At 43.4% G+C, this 14,121-nt stretch carries 11 protein-coding genes; 4 read left to right on the top strand and 7 right to left on the bottom strand.

Translation table 11 applies throughout. The features are described 5' to 3' along the window. Nucleotides 1–36: 36 nt before the first annotated feature. Complete coding sequence (locus R7M72_RS21775; protein ID WP_033905330.1) at nucleotides 37–957, top strand: bifunctional precorrin-2 dehydrogenase/sirohydrochlorin ferrochelatase; 921 nt, start codon at nucleotides 37–39, stop codon at nucleotides 955–957. Between the two features lie 102 nt (nucleotides 958–1,059). Here the strand turns inward: R7M72_RS21775 and R7M72_RS21770 are convergent, their stop codons facing one another. Both R7M72_RS21770 and R7M72_RS21765 read right to left on the bottom strand, forming a co-directional pair. Further along, nucleotides 1,060–1,542 carry a YajQ family cyclic di-GMP-binding protein gene (locus R7M72_RS21770; protein ID WP_005377415.1) on the bottom strand — a complete coding sequence of 161 codons (483 nt, stop codon included), beginning with the start codon at nucleotides 1,540–1,542 and terminating at the stop codon, nucleotides 1,060–1,062. A 21-nt stretch (nucleotides 1,543–1,563) separates the two neighbouring features. Continuing rightward, nucleotides 1,564–2,622: a 3-deoxy-7-phosphoheptulonate synthase gene (locus R7M72_RS21765; protein WP_047102331.1), complete on the bottom strand. Its 1,059-nt coding sequence runs from the start codon at nucleotides 2,620–2,622 to the stop codon at nucleotides 1,564–1,566. Nucleotides 2,623–2,994: 372 nt separating this feature from the next. Between R7M72_RS21765 and R7M72_RS21760 the strand changes: the two genes are divergently transcribed. Further along, nucleotides 2,995–3,492: a DUF4442 domain-containing protein gene (locus tag R7M72_RS21760; RefSeq protein WP_005377418.1), complete on the top strand. Its 498-nt coding sequence runs from the start codon at nucleotides 2,995–2,997 to the stop codon at nucleotides 3,490–3,492. Between the two features lie 33 nt (nucleotides 3,493–3,525). On the opposite strand, the gene R7M72_RS21755 is transcribed toward R7M72_RS21760, so the two are convergent. After that, on the bottom strand, nucleotides 3,526–4,878 hold the full coding sequence (locus tag R7M72_RS21755; protein ID WP_005377421.1) for a hypothetical protein: 1,353 nt from the start codon (nucleotides 4,876–4,878) through the stop codon (nucleotides 3,526–3,528). 192 nt (nucleotides 4,879–5,070) lie between these two features. On the opposite strand from R7M72_RS21755, the gene R7M72_RS21750 reads away from it, so the two are divergent. After that, nucleotides 5,071–5,904, top strand: a complete 834-nt coding sequence (locus R7M72_RS21750) for a S1 RNA-binding domain-containing protein (RefSeq protein ID WP_054576876.1) — start codon at nucleotides 5,071–5,073, stop codon at nucleotides 5,902–5,904. Between the two features lie 283 nt (nucleotides 5,905–6,187). Here R7M72_RS21750 and rsmF read toward each other — a convergent pair whose 3' ends face one another. From rsmF to R7M72_RS21730, 4 genes are all read right to left on the bottom strand, one after another. After that, nucleotides 6,188–7,624: a 16S rRNA (cytosine(1407)-C(5))-methyltransferase RsmF gene (gene rsmF / locus R7M72_RS21745; RefSeq protein WP_238967060.1), complete on the bottom strand. Its 1,437-nt coding sequence runs from the start codon at nucleotides 7,622–7,624 to the stop codon at nucleotides 6,188–6,190. A 150-nt stretch (nucleotides 7,625–7,774) separates the two neighbouring features. Continuing rightward, nucleotides 7,775–10,423 (bottom strand): MlaD family protein, encoded by a 2,649-nt coding sequence (locus tag R7M72_RS21740; protein ID WP_017634276.1) that lies wholly within the window; start codon nucleotides 10,421–10,423, stop codon nucleotides 7,775–7,777. Beyond that, nucleotides 10,416–11,666, bottom strand: coding sequence for a paraquat-inducible protein A (locus R7M72_RS21735; RefSeq protein ID WP_005377429.1), 1,251 nt, complete (start codon nucleotides 11,664–11,666; stop codon nucleotides 10,416–10,418). Before R7M72_RS21735 ends, R7M72_RS21740 begins: the two co-directional genes overlap by 8 nt. 24 nt (nucleotides 11,667–11,690) lie before the next feature. Beyond that, nucleotides 11,691–13,487 (bottom strand): ABC transporter ATP-binding protein, encoded by a 1,797-nt coding sequence (locus R7M72_RS21730; RefSeq protein WP_033905326.1) that lies wholly within the window; start codon nucleotides 13,485–13,487, stop codon nucleotides 11,691–11,693. 92 nt (nucleotides 13,488–13,579) lie between these two features. Between R7M72_RS21730 and R7M72_RS21725 the strand changes: the two genes are divergently transcribed. Then, nucleotides 13,580–14,053, top strand: a complete 474-nt coding sequence (locus tag R7M72_RS21725; RefSeq protein ID WP_017634278.1) for a GAF domain-containing protein — start codon at nucleotides 13,580–13,582, stop codon at nucleotides 14,051–14,053. The last annotated feature ends 68 nt before the right edge of the window (nucleotides 14,054–14,121 follow it).

The following is a 14,121-nucleotide window of genomic DNA, read 5'->3' as shown; positions in this document are numbered from 1 at the left end:
GTCTACAACAGCTAATTAGAGTAATCATGGATTGAAATGCGATATTTTCCTCTGTTCTTAGATTTAATTAATAAACCCGTTCTCGTCGTGGGTGGCGGTGAGGTGGCAAGCCGAAAGGTGGAAGCGTTGCTAAAGGCTGGGGCGGATGTGACTATCGTTTCTCCGACGTTGGTTGATTTTCTGTCTAAGCTTGCTTCTGAGCATCAACTGCGCTGGGTACAACGTTTCTATTCGAGTGACATTGTCACTAAAAACTTTGTTCAAGTGTGGGCGACGACAGACAATCCTGAGCTAAATCACCAAGTGTACAAAGATGCCAAAGAGCTAGGCATCTTGGTTAACGTTGTGGATGATAAGCCTTATTGTGATTTCATCACGCCGTCAATGATTAATCGTGGCCGCATCCAAATCGCTATCTCTAGTGGTGGAGCTTCGCCAGTTTTAATTCGAAACATCCGTGAAAAGCTTGAATCGATACTGCCACAAAACATGGGGTTGATGGCGGATTTTGCTAACTCAAAGCGAAACTCAATTAAAGAGGCACTGCCTAGCGTCGATTTACGCCGCAAGTTTTGGGAGCAATTTTTCTCGAATCCCGAGGTGGAAAACGCGCGAGATAATCGTGAGTTAGAAGCAATTTACCAAGCGACCATGGCAACACCTTTAGATGAAAAGGGAAGTTGTACTTGGATACATGTTGGGAAAGATGTTGAGATGTTGCCAATAAAAGCCGTACGCTATATGCAACAAGCGGAGCTGGCTCTGTACTCAACTCGATGTGAAGCGAATGTGTTAGAACTAATACGCAGAGATGCAGAAAGAGAAGCTTTCTCGAGCGCTGCTGAGCTTTCGGATATGCTGGCCAAGGCTAAAGCTGAAAAGCTTCGAATTTGCGTGTTCATACCACAAGGAACGAGCGAATTCGTATTGCTGCAAGGGCAGGACTTGGTTATCTAGCAATGCCAAATGCTAAAAGTGGATACGTAGTTCGTTACACAAAAGCCAATAAAAAACGCCAGCGGATTATGCGCTGGCGTTTTTACTTACTTCTCAGATTGATTAATCACGGAAGTTGTTAAACTGGAATGGGATACCCATCTCTGCTTCACGAATCGCTGCCATTGTCGCTTGCAGGTCGTCGCGTTTCTTACCAGTAACACGTACTTTGTCGCCTTGAATAGAAGCTTGTACTTTTAACTTTGCGTCTTTGATAAGTTTCACTACTTTTTTCGCCGTTGGAGTATCAATACCTTGGCGGAAAAGCAGAGTTTGGTGCCAGTTTTTACCAGTAACGTCTGGGTCTTGTGCATCCATTGCGTTCGCGTCAATGTTACGCTTCGCTAAGTGGCCGCGTAAAATGTCGCGCATTTGCTTAAGTTGGAAGTCACCTTCCGCAGACATTTTTACGTTTTCTTCTACTAGCTCAAAGCTCGCATTTACGTTGCGGAAATCGAAACGAGTAGACAATTCACGGTTAGCGTTATCAACGGCGTTACGTAGTTCAACCGTATCGATTTCAGAAACAATATCAAACGATGGCATGAAGATTCCTTGATTATTTTGTTATAGGGACTTTCGGGACTTAACAGCGCTTGCCAGCATATCTAGCATTGTAGCAGTGTCTTCCCAACCTAGGCATGGATCTGTAATAGACTGACCATACGTTAGGTTATTGATGTCAGTCATTGGCTGATTGCCTTCAAGAATAAAGCTTTCAGCCATGATACCCGCAATACGAGTGCTGCCTGACTTAATTTGGTTACAAATGTCCTGAGCTACGTCGATTTGTTTTCTGTGTTGCTTCTGACAGTTTGAATGGCTGAAATCCACAACCAAACGTTGTGGCAATCCAAACTCAGCTAAAGCATCACATGCTTGTTTGACTGATGCTTCATCAAAGTTAGGGCCTTTTTCTCCACCGCGCAGAATAATATGACCGTAAGGGTTGCCACTTGTGCGGTAAACCGTCATTCGACCGTTCTTATCTGGCGAGTAGAAGTAATGCGATGCTTTCGATGCGCGAATTGCATCAATTGCAATTTTTACGTTGCCATTTGTGCCATTTTTGAAACCAACTGGGCAAGATAGTGCCGACGCCATTTCACGGTGAATTTGTGATTCCGTTGTGCGAGCACCAATCGCGCCCCAAGTGATCAAATCCGCGATGTATTGGCCAGTGATCATATCAAGAAACTCAGTAGCAGTCGCAAGACCAAGCTTGTTGATATCCAGTAGTAGTTTACGAGCTTTATGAAGACCAGCTTCAAGTGCGTAAGAACCATCTAGGTTAGGGTCCGTAATCAAACCTTTCCAACCAACTACTGTACGAGGCTTTTCAAAGTAAGTACGCATCACGATAAACAGTTCGTCTTTGTACTTGTCTTGGATTTCACTCAGGCGAGTGGCGTAATCAATGGCAGCTTCAGTGTCGTGAACAGAACACGGACCTACAATCGCAAGAAGGCGATCGTCTTCACCCGATAAAATGTTTTCAATCTGACGACGAGATTGAGCGATACGGTCTGCAACGTCATCCGTAATAGGATGTACACTACCTAGCTCTGCTGGGGTAGGCATTGGACCCAAAGGCTGGGTTCTCAATTCATCTGTTTTTATAGGCATGTTATAGCTTTATTCTCTATTGCGAAGGGGTAAAGATAACGGAATTACAGGCAGGAATAAACCGTTTCACGGGAATCTTCGCCAGGAAATACCGAATTGTATACAAAGGTGTAGGTATTCATTTAAATGACTTATGTATAAATGACAAAACTTGATCATTAAATCAATATATATACATTTGAATTTATAACCATTTTATCTATCTCGCTGTAAGGTAATCTAAGTAACTGCGATAAACTTCATACCTCACGGGTGACGCCGTCACTTCATGAGGGTTAAATAACTCGTGAGATCGAGCTTTTGTTAACATTTCTTTGACATCTATTTCTTTCGTTGATTAACTGGTCTGACTAGATTGGTAAGGAGACCAAAATGTTATCAGCTCTACGTCGTGCGAATTTGTATCTAAATCTGTTTGGCTTTTCGAAAGTGCCGCTGATTTGGCTTTGCCACCCTAAAATCATTGCGATAGATAGCAAGCATGTTGAGGTTCGTATCCCATTGCGCAGAAGAACGAAGAACCACCTGAATAGCATGTATTTCGGCGCTTTAGCCGTTGGCGCTGATGTTGCTGGTGGTTTTCTTGCTATGAGTAAAGCGCAAGAAAAGGGAGAAGCGATCTCGCTAGCATTTAAAGGTGTGAAAGCCGAGTTTTTAAAGCGCCCGGAAGCCGATGTGCACTTTGTTTGTAACGATGGTCATGTCATTGATGAGATGCTCGAGCACACCTTGGCAACGGGTGAACGAGTAAATCGTGACGTAAAAATTGTCGCGCTGTGTCCTAACTTACATGGTGACGAGCCAATGGCTGAATTTTCGCTTACTCTTTCGATAAAAAAAGCAGCCCAACAAAGAAAAGAGGCTGCCTAGTGGTTTGTGGCTCGTTTGTTTAAAGGCGTTGGCTTAATTGAGTTCAATCTTCTCGATAGAGACGATTTTGGAGCGATTTAAGACCACTTTCCAGCGGTAATAAACAGGCTCATCGGTGTGGTTGTCCTCTTTGACAATCACATTGAGCAAATGACGTTTCTCTACTGACTCTTTGGTTACTTGACCTTCATTTAAACGGTAAACTCGGTTTGAGCTTTTATCCATCAAGCGGATGATAGGGCGCAAACTGATGTTCAATGTTTCTCTCGTTTGTTCGTAACCACTCAAGAAAAGAGAGGTCGCCATTTCGGTTTTCTCGTGATAATGAAGAATCTGCTCTTCACGTTGAACGACGCGTTTTTTACGTATTCTTTGAATCTTATCCGGCAAGCTACTTAAGGTACGATAATCGAGCCACTCCAATTTTTTGCCAACCACTTTTTTCGTCGTTGGATCAACGTACTTCTTACGCCATTTTGGTTTGCCTTTACGGATCCATCGCCACATGGCATCGCGTAAATCATCTTTAAAGATTTCTCGTAAAGCGTAAATAAAAGACATCGCGATAATGAATGAGGCAGAAATTTCCCCCAGATAATCGCGAGCGAGAATCACGGTCGAGGTCACGACAACCATCACTAAACCGGTTGCAATACCTTTGATAGCGCGCTTAATGTTGTTACCCATCGATATGGTTTCTTCACGAAGCACGATAGGGTGTTCAATCAATCGCCTTAGCAAGCGCATTTTGTTAGATAGGCGAGTAACGTCTTCAACGACTCTTGATGAGTTGTATTTGTTGAGTTTACGATGGGCTTGCTCTTTCTCACATAGCGTGATCAGACGCTTTTTGATCGTGCCATAGTCGCCTTCACGTGGTAGATGGGCCACCAGTGACAGGAACTTTTGCTCGGTATACCAAGACAGATAGTTATCGATGTTAACGTAGTAGCGTTTTAAGTTCTCTTCATAAGGAATAGAACGCCGCAAGCGCTTTAAGATCTCAAGCGTGAGCTCGATAACTTCGTCCACTTCATCTTCCGTTACGGAGTTGTTCTCATGCTTGTTTAAACTTGCTACCGCTTTGTCTAGCGCGATAACGTATTGGTAAGCGAACAAACTCAAACTTACTCGGTATTGCTGATTCGACAGGCGTCCACGTTTGGCAAGTCGACTGTGTACTAGCGGAAGAAGGATTTCAGTACTGTAATAAGATCGTTGCTGTGTGATTGAGGTGTAATAAAATTCGGATTCACTGATGATATCGGCGTTTAAACCAAGCTCACCAGGTATAAAAAAGTAAATATCTAGGTCGACACTTTTGCTCTTTGCGAGTGCATGACTGATTTTTAATGTTATTGAGTCTTGTTTATCGACGGTGACCAAAGAAAGCTCCTGACTTTGCTAAAGCATTCTTAACTTATGCGTTCCGTTGAGCAGGTAAGTATAAGAGTGCTAAAAGAGTGACTGGGGCATATAGCTGAACGACAACAGCATAACAGAGCACTATGCTTTTCTCTCTGATTTTCTTGTTAGTTTAGGTATAATTCCACGTAAATTTAAAAAGAGACAAAATCAATGATTAAAATTGGTCAAATTAACAGCTTAGAAGTCATTAAAAAGGCTGATTTTGGCGTATTTCTGGATGGCGATGATTACGGTTCTGTTCTACTACCTAGTAAGTATGTACCAGAGGGTACTGAAATTGGTGAGTATGTAGACGTATTTCTGTACTTCGATTCAGAAAGCCAACTTGCTGCGACCATTGAAAGGCCAATTGCCCAAGTGGGTGAGTGGGGTTTAATGAAGATTGAGGGTGTGAATGCGACAGGTGCTTTTGTAAATTGGGGCATCAAAGAAAAGGACTTACTGATTCCTTTTAGTGAGCAACGCACTCGCTTCTCTGCCGGACAAACCATTTTAGTGTATGTTTATACCGACAAAGCGTCAGGTCGCATTGTTGGTACGACTAAGTTCAATAAATGGTTAGATAAAACTCCAGCGAATTATGAAGTTAACGAGCAAGTTGATTTGATCATCGCAGAGCGTAGTCAACTTGGTTATAAAGCTATCGTTAACGGTAAGCATTGGGGCATGATTTTCCCATCGGATGTTTTTGGTAAGCTTTACATCGGTAAAAAGCTGAAAGGCTTTATTAAGCACATTCGTGAAGATGGCAAAATCGACCTTGCTCTACAAAAAGTCGGTGTGGCGAAAATGGACGATCTTTCTAGTAAGATCCTTGACCTGCTAGAGAAGAAAGGCGGATTTTTGCCTTTGAATGACAAGTCGTCTCCTGAAGCGATTTTTGATGCTTTCCGCACAAGTAAAGGGACTTATAAAAAGACCATCGGTGGCTTATACAAGCAGGGTAAAATTGTCATTGAGAAAGACGGTATTCGTCTAGCGTAGTCCAAACTCACGTATAGCGGATCTACAGCCAAAAAAACGGCCCAAACTTTTCCTTTTTTTGGGCCTAGGGGAAACGGCTCCGCAGAGCCTGCGCTAAACTTGTCCAACAATAATTTTGTTGGTGAACATAGAGAGAAATGCCACATCAAAGCATTACTTTGATACAACTAGTTTAGTACAGCGTGTCCGGATCGCTAGCGAGCCCACTTGCTTTCATACTTACGAATTAAAAAGCCATCGCAAATACGATGGCTTTTCATTTATTTATGGTTCGTTACGTCTTTTAAAATAAGTTCTTATCTCGTACTAATTCGCGAGGGAGACCATTCTTTATTCGGTTGCTTACCCACTTGCCAAGGCCAATAACTGCGCCTTGATAGGTGACAAGCACTTCGCCTTTACCTGTTTTCATTCCCTCAGGAATGGTTTGTGGGCGAACATCACGCCCCATGTACCATTCGCGCGCTTCTTCAATACTGAGTTCAATGGCGTTGCTTTCAGAACCTGTCGCCAGGGCAGTCGCGACTTGGTGTTGCCAACGGTAGCCATTTTTATGGGCTTCCGCGATCTTTATACCCATACGGGAGAAGCGTAATTCGCCGATCATCGCTTCTAAAGCATTAGGGAATAACCAGACATCTTTATCGCGAAGCCATACAGAACTGTCATTTGGAAGTTTAATACCTAACGCGCTTTGGAGTTGTTGAGCAATTTCTGTCGATTCTTTTTTTGAAGTTTTAGCAAAGGGGAATTTCCCCATGCGCTTTTTGACTTCTGGCGCCTCAACAGCAGCCTGTTTGCGAATTCTTGCAACAAAGAACCCTTCACAGTCGTAGACCTGCGGGAAAATATGCAAAAAGCCTTCTTCAGTTAGAGCTGCCTCTGCGTTTTCAAACAAGTTCTCAAGGCTTTCAAACTCTACAGCATCCCCAAAGGTTTCTTTCAAGTGTTGACAAACTTGTTGGTTTTCTTCTGTACTGAGCGTACATGTTGAGTAAACCATCACACCACCGGGCTTTAATGCATGGAAGGCGCTTTCAATAAGATCTTTCTGTGTGTCAGCGATGTCGAGTACGGAAGCTTGCGTCCAGTTTTTCATCGCATCTTCGTCTTTGCGAACGGTGCCTTCTCCAGAGCAAGGCGCGTCGAGCAAAACCGCATCAAATTGTTCTGGTAGCCAACCGCCAAAAACGCGTCCATCGAAGTTACTTAGTGCGGCGTTACGTACCCCACAACGTTCCACATTAGCGTGCAGTACTTTTACACGACTTGCGGCGTATTCATTGGCCACAAGTACACCTTCGTTGTTCATTAAAGCTGCAATTTGAGTGGTTTTTGAGCCTGGAGCGGCTGCGGTATCTAACACGGCATCGTAAGATTCATCATTCATAAACAGAGCAGATACCGGCATCATCGAACTGGCTTCTTGAATGTAGAATAAGCCAGACATGTGTTCTGCTGTGTTGCCTAATGGTACAACTGACTCATCCGCTTCAATCCAAAACCCCGTGTCACACCAAGGCACAGGAGAAAGCTTCCAGCCTTTTGTTTCTGCTCGTTCTAGAAACGCTTCAACACTGATCTTCAACGTATTAACTCGAATACTTTTGCGCAGTGGCTTTTGGCACGACGCGATAAAGTCTTCCATGTTGAGGTGAGCAGGAAGGATAGTTTGGATTTTTTCCAGAAACGCGTCTGGGATATAAACATTAGGATGCAATGTGGGATCTCGTTTGCAGAATTTGTGGCAAATAATATACGAAAGCGAAGCAGAAACGAATAGTGACAAGGGCCGAGCAATAAAAAAGAGCAGCGATTGCTGCTCTTTTAAAGTGATCAAACTTCAATTGTACGTGAATTGAGCTTTATTCTACGGCTTAGGAATCGCTGTACGCCATTGAGTCCAACCCTCTTCAGCTTGTGGATACAAAAAGAAAGATTGCCCACTCTTTGCCGCTGGTGGAATAGTCGATTGCTCTGGCGTTGAAAACGCAATTCCTCCGCGAACTAAACTATCAAAGGTTCCCGCTTTGATGTTAGCGCCGGTAAGCCCGATGGAAACATCTACTCCTGAAACATTCCAGAACACACTGTTTTGACGAACGAGGTAAGCATATTCAGGCTGTATTTTGATAGTCGTGACGATGCGATCAGCAAATTCTCCTAGGCTTACGTCGGTCACTTGGCCAACTTCCATCTGGCGGTAAAGAATAGGGGTACCGACTTGTACTGAGCCTCTTTGTTCACTTTGTAACGTAAACATGATTCCATGCACGCGTTCTGAACTATTTTCTAATTGAAAATCAAATTTAGCTTTACCTTTACCTGGTTCAACACTGATGGATTTCGACACCAACGCCCCGAGGTTTTTAACGCCACCTAAACCAATTTCTGGTTCAGTTAGCCAAAAATGTGAGCCTTCAACCGCAATGTTTTCTACGTATTCAGGTAGGATTCTTGCAGTGACTTCAACCATGTTACGACGAAAATTCGGTACAACCAGAGTGATTTCACCAACTTTAACACCTTGATATTCAATCGGCATTCCTTTAGCAATCTCTTGCGAACCGTCGGTTTCTAAAGCAATGACGCGCCCAAACTTGCGAGCGGTTTTTTGATCAGAATACAGCTTCCAGTTTTCTCCGATTTTGTTTTCAACGCCTGGCACGGAGTCAAAAGCGATGCCACCTTCGATTAACGACTTCAAAGGGTGTGCTTTCACACTGACGCCAGCTAATGATGCATCTATCTCAATCCCTGAACGATTCCAAAAAACGGTTTGTGGCGTTACAAGATAAGCGAAGCGGTTTTCGATAGTAGCCTTAATTAGTACTCCGCCATCAACTAGTTGGAAATCGGAGACGTTACCAACTGGAAGATTACGATAGAGTAGAGGACTGCCTTTGGAAATCGGCGGCAATTCAGAAGCAAATAGTGTTAGCGCCCTAGAGCCACTTTGATTGTACTGCGCCAATTCAGCCAATGATTCATTTTGGAACAGTTGATACTCTTTTTGAATATCCTGCTTGCCTTCGCTCACAAAACTAATTGACCCGGTTAACAACTGCTTTGCTGGAGGAACGGTAACGCTGAGCCCGGATTCAGTTAACTCTGCTGATGCACTGCCGGTTACATAAAAACGATTGTTTGATTTGATCAGATGTTTGTATTCATGGTCAATCAATACATCCATAAATACTTCGTGTTGTGATTTTTTATCTTCCTTAACTAGGCCCACTTTGATGATTGAACCAACAACGATGCCTTTATAAAGTACATTGGCACCGCTATCTAGGCCAAACGAATTGTCGGACACCAACCGAATCGCGATGGACTTTTCTTGCTGTTGGTTAAACACGTTTTTACGAATGGCAGTAAAGCGGCGAGAGCGTTCACCCGCGCCCGGCACGATCGTTAAGAAGTTTCCTCGCACTAAATTAGCAATGTTTTCAACACCAGAAAGGGACACTTTTGCTTCTTCTAAAACAAATCGAGTACCTGTCGTCAGCATGTCACTAAAAGCGGGTTGAATTGCCGCTGACGCCAATATCACTTCTCGACCTTCGGAAAGGCTCAAGTCCGTAACTTGGCCAATTTCGATTCCGCGATACATAATTGGAGCGCCTTCTCCGCTTATCTTGCTGTCATCAGGTAGGACGATTTTAACCGCGATGCCTCGACCAGCAGTTTTCAAATCTTTATACAAACGGAACTCGGTGTTCTCTTCTACAGGCTCACCATCATCCGGAGAGTCGACGGCGATGGCGCCACCTAGGAGGGCACTCATGCTTTCTAGTCTTACATCGACACCTTCAAAACCGATGCTGGCACCAATTCCACTGACGTTCCAGAATCGACTGCGGTTGTTAATGATATGTCGGTATTGATCCTGAATGTTGGCTTGAATAGTGATAGATTTTGCATCTTCATCTAGCTGGTAACTGTACACTTCACCGATTGGGATTTTCTTATAAACAATTTGAGAGCCAACCGATACACCACCTAAATCACGGCTTTTGAGCTTAATATTCAAACCTTGAGAAACACGTAAATCTGTTGGGGCAGAGTCTAACGCATGGAATGTTGTCTCAAACTCTTGACCATCTCCGGGTTGAATCGAGATGTAGTTACCTGAGACGAGCGCATCCAGTCCGGAAACTCCCGTTAGGCTAGCTGTTGGTTTTACTAACCAAAAGCGTGTTTTATCGTTCAGTAACTTTGCAGCTTCAGGATAGATATCAGCATCGACATAAATACTGCCGAGATCTTCGGTGAGGTTAATGTCTCTTACCATGCCGACTTCTAATCCTTGGTAACGGATAGTGGTTCGGCCGGCGACAAGACCAGCGGCATCAGAAAAATAGATTTGCACTCGTTGTCCTGCATCGTGTATCGACTTCACTACAAGCCAGCCAGCTAAGACCATGGTCAAAATTGGCAACAGCCAAAGAGGAGATATGCCTTTACTCCGCTTTACATCTGGTACGTATGACGTTTGAGAACTGTTCTGATCACTCATTCATTGACTCTTTTTCTGATTGTTTTGGGCTTGTTTGGTCCCAGATTAGCCTTGGATCAATACTTTCTGCTGCAAGCATGGTCAACACTACGACAACACCAAATGCTACGGCGCCATATCCTGGTGTGAAATCCAGTATCTGACCACGATCGACTAAAGTCATCATGATAGAAATAACAAACAAATCCATCACAGACCATTTACCGATCCATTTAACAACAAAGTAAACCATCATTCGTTGTCTCTTAAACACCGAACGTTTGAATTGGATGCAAAGCATGATGTAGGCGAGCCCAAGTATTTTAATCACCGGGACAACGATACTGGCAACAAAAATGATCGCAGCGATTCCATACATGCCGCTTTTTACCAAACCAGCCACGCCTGAAAAAATAGTGTCCTCCAAACGCTTACCATTGGTAAGCAAGATGGAAATAGGGATCAGGTTAGCAGGGAAGATGGCGACCGTTGCTGCGATGAGGTAAGCCCATGTTTTCTGAATGGAGTTTGGCTTGCGATGATATAACTCGTGATGACAACGCTGGCAATGGTCACCTTCAGGTTGGGACAAGTGGCATTCATGGCAATGCACATCTTTATGCTCAAAAGCATATAAACTTTCTGGCTTCCAAGCTTCCCAATAACGACGGACGCTGATTCTTGAAACTAACAAAACGGTAAATATCTGCAAAAGAACCAGACCAATTAACCCTGGACCGACGAAAATGTCGGAATAATCTTGGAGTTTAAAACAGGAAATGGCGATGCTAACTAAGAACACATCCAACATAACCCAATGCTTCAAATGTTGAATTAGCCACAGTGAGATACGAAGCCCACGGAACCATCGTTGATGTAAAGAAATATGTGCCGTTACCACTGAAACACAAACCGTCAGTGGCGCAAGAGAGCTACAAAATAGAATGAGCAATGAAAGAAGAACAAATCCTTCTTCCATCAATGTGATCATCCCTGAAGGTAGGGTTGCCGGAATCATCACACCAAAGAGTCGGATGCTAATAAAGTTAAAAAAGTGCGATGGAATAAATAGTAGGATGCAGGTTATCGCGACGGCTAGATTACCAGAGAGGCTAGGGCTACCTCCGCGATATAATTGTGTACCACAACGAGGGCAGTGTGCATTTTTGCCATGGGGTAAGTCGACGATGTCGACAGGCAATTCACAACCTTGGCACAAACGTACGTTATTGGGTTGCATGGCGTGCTTAGACAGAGAGGTCATAACGACCTCTCTAGCTTGAACGATTTAAGCGTGGGACTGTATGCCCCCATATAAGGTTTGATATAAGCCTTCTTGCTCAACTAACTCACCATGAGTACCTGTTTGCGTCACTTTCCCATCTTCAAGCACGTAGATCAAATCGGCTTGTTTAACAGCGGACAGTCGGTGCGCAACGATTAATGTTGTTCTACCACGCAAGAACTCGGTCAGTGCTTTGTGTAAAGCCGCTTCAGTAGCGGTATCTAGCGCAGACGTGGCTTCGTCTAAAATAACAAATTGAGGATTACTCAGCACCATTCTAGCAATGGCCAGCCGTTGTCGTTGACCTCCTGACAAACGAATGCCATTACGACCAACTTGAGTATCCAAGCCGTGGTTCAGTTGAGAAATAACATCTTGCAGCTGAGCCACTTCAAGCGCACGCCAAAGTGACATTTCGTCAAAATCCCCACCAAGCGTTAGATTATGCCTCAAGGTGTCGTTAAATAGTATAGGTTGCTGTAATACCACGGCAATTTTGTCGCGAATTACTTCAAAACCAATATCTTCTGTTAATTCATCATTAAAGCGAATGCTACCGGAGTTTTGACGGTAAACCCCAATAAGTAATTGTATCAAGGTTGACTTACCACCGCCGCTTGCACCAACTAACGCCACTTTCTTTCCTGCCGGCATATGTAAAGAAAGATTATCTAGGACTTTGTTTTCATTATTGTAAGAGAAATTAATGTTTTCTACTTTAACATCAACTTCTCTACCTTCTTTGAAAGGATTTACCTTAGAAACCGGTCTCTGCTCTTCTTCTAACTCTAATAAGTCGTTGATGCGTTTTAATGCCGCTTTAGCGCTATACCAAGAAAACTGAATCCCAAGCAACTCTTGAACAGGAGACAGCATGAACCATAGGTAACCAAAAACGGCAAATATTTGGCCAATAGTAAGGTCACTGAACATGACCATTAACATTGCTACAGCTCTGAATAATTCAAAGCCGATCAAAAAGAGAAGGAAAGATACGCGACCAGCAGCTTCAGATTGCCAAGCATACTTGTCTGCATCAACGCGAACTTGGTTCGCACTGTCTTTGAGTTGCTGGAGAAATTCTCGTTCTTTATTGGCCGCGCGTAGTTGGTAGATTCCATCTAATGTTTCAACTAAACGGTTTTGGAAAATTTCAAAAGAATGATTTTCCTTCCGTTTCAGATGTTTAACCATACTGCCTAGTTTACGTGAGAAGTAAATGACAATAGGGTTAACTAACAGGATAAACAGACCAAGTCGCCAATCGAGCCAAAGTAGAACGATAGCAGTACCAATAACAGTCAGAAAACTGATAACGAATTTTGCTAACGTAGAACCAATAAATTTATCAATGGTCTCAATGTCAGTGATAAGGTGTGCGTTGATTCCTCCGCTACCTTTGGTTTCGTATTGTCGGATGCTGATACGGCCGAGTTTGTCGATCATTTTACTGCGCATCTCAAACGTGATGGTTTTTGAAACAAGCGTAAATTGTCGGCTTTGAAGGATATTTAATCCTTGGCTCGCAGCTCGCATAAGAACAACCAAGAACAGGGTGAAGAAAATATAGCCTGTCGGAGTGTGCCACGCTTCAGGGAGAATGGCATTCATGGCATCTAAGCCTTTTGCAGGTTGGTCCAATAAGACCTCATCAACCATCAAAGGCATGAGGAGGGGAATTGGAACACTAATCAAGGTTGCAAGCACCGCTATCAAGTTCGCTATGATCAGCTTGGACTTGTGCTTTTTTACTTGTGTTATCAACCAAGAACGGCTAATAGTGTCATTTTTCAGAAGCATTGTAATTGAGAATAAGTCCTATTATAAAGTAGGGCTGCATTTTAGCGCCATACATTGAGAATGGAAGCTTTTATAGTAAGTAGGAAGTTAATATGAACTTAGAACAATACCAAAGACTAACCAAACAAGCTGTTGCTCTAATTGAGTCTGAACCAGACTTTATTGCGAACCTAGCAAACTTGAGCTCATTGCTTTTCATGGAACTTGACGATCTTAACTGGGCAGGCTTTTACCTAACAAAGGGTGAAGAGCTTATTCTTGGTCCGTTCCAAGGAAAACCAGCTTGTGTTCGTATCCCAATGGGTCGAGGCGTCTGCGGTACTGCTGCACAAACTAATACTATACAAAGAGTATACGACGTTCACGAATTTGAGGGGCATATTGCGTGCGATGCAGCGAGCAATTCAGAAATTGTGATTCCATTTTCTATTAATGGAAAGGTGGTTGGTGTACTTGATATTGATAGTCCAAGTATTGGCCGATTTAATGAAACAGACGAAGAAGGTCTCACTCATTTCATGGTTGAAGTAGAAAAGCTGCTTAATTCACACGCGAACGACGCATAAATTAGCCTTCGAGTGTGGTTTTTCCTTGGCATGTCACTATAATACGAGAATATTTTTTCTTAATGCTC

Origin of the sequence: Vibrio sp. YT-18 (genome assembly GCF_033337345.1) — a bacterium.
Taxonomy (GTDB): domain Bacteria; phylum Pseudomonadota; class Gammaproteobacteria; order Enterobacterales; family Vibrionaceae; genus Vibrio; species Vibrio alginolyticus.
The sequence above is the reverse complement of the archived record's forward strand: the minus strand, read 5'-3'. Positions and strand labels throughout refer to the sequence as shown.

Bases quoted from the DNA above. Each gene is read 5' to 3' on its own strand.
- R7M72_RS21775 (WP_033905330.1), top strand. From the start codon at position 37: ATGCGATATTTTCCTCTGTTCTTAGATTTAATTAATAAACCCGTTCTC.
- R7M72_RS21770 (WP_005377415.1), bottom strand. From the start codon at position 1,542: ATGCCATCGTTTGATATTGTTTCTGAAATCGATACGGTTGAACTACGT.
- R7M72_RS21765 (WP_047102331.1), bottom strand. From the start codon at position 2,622: ATGCCTATAAAAACAGATGAATTGAGAACCCAGCCTTTGGGTCCAATG.
- R7M72_RS21760 (WP_005377418.1), top strand. From the start codon at position 2,995: ATGTTATCAGCTCTACGTCGTGCGAATTTGTATCTAAATCTGTTTGGC.
- R7M72_RS21750 (WP_054576876.1), top strand. From the start codon at position 5,071: ATGATTAAAATTGGTCAAATTAACAGCTTAGAAGTCATTAAAAAGGCT.
- R7M72_RS21740 (WP_017634276.1), bottom strand. From the start codon at position 10,423: ATGAGTGATCAGAACAGTTCTCAAACGTCATACGTACCAGATGTAAAG.
- R7M72_RS21735 (WP_005377429.1), bottom strand. From the start codon at position 11,666: ATGACCTCTCTGTCTAAGCACGCCATGCAACCCAATAACGTACGTTTG.
- R7M72_RS21730 (WP_033905326.1), bottom strand. From the start codon at position 13,487: ATGCTTCTGAAAAATGACACTATTAGCCGTTCTTGGTTGATAACACAA.
- R7M72_RS21725 (WP_017634278.1), top strand. From the start codon at position 13,580: ATGAACTTAGAACAATACCAAAGACTAACCAAACAAGCTGTTGCTCTA.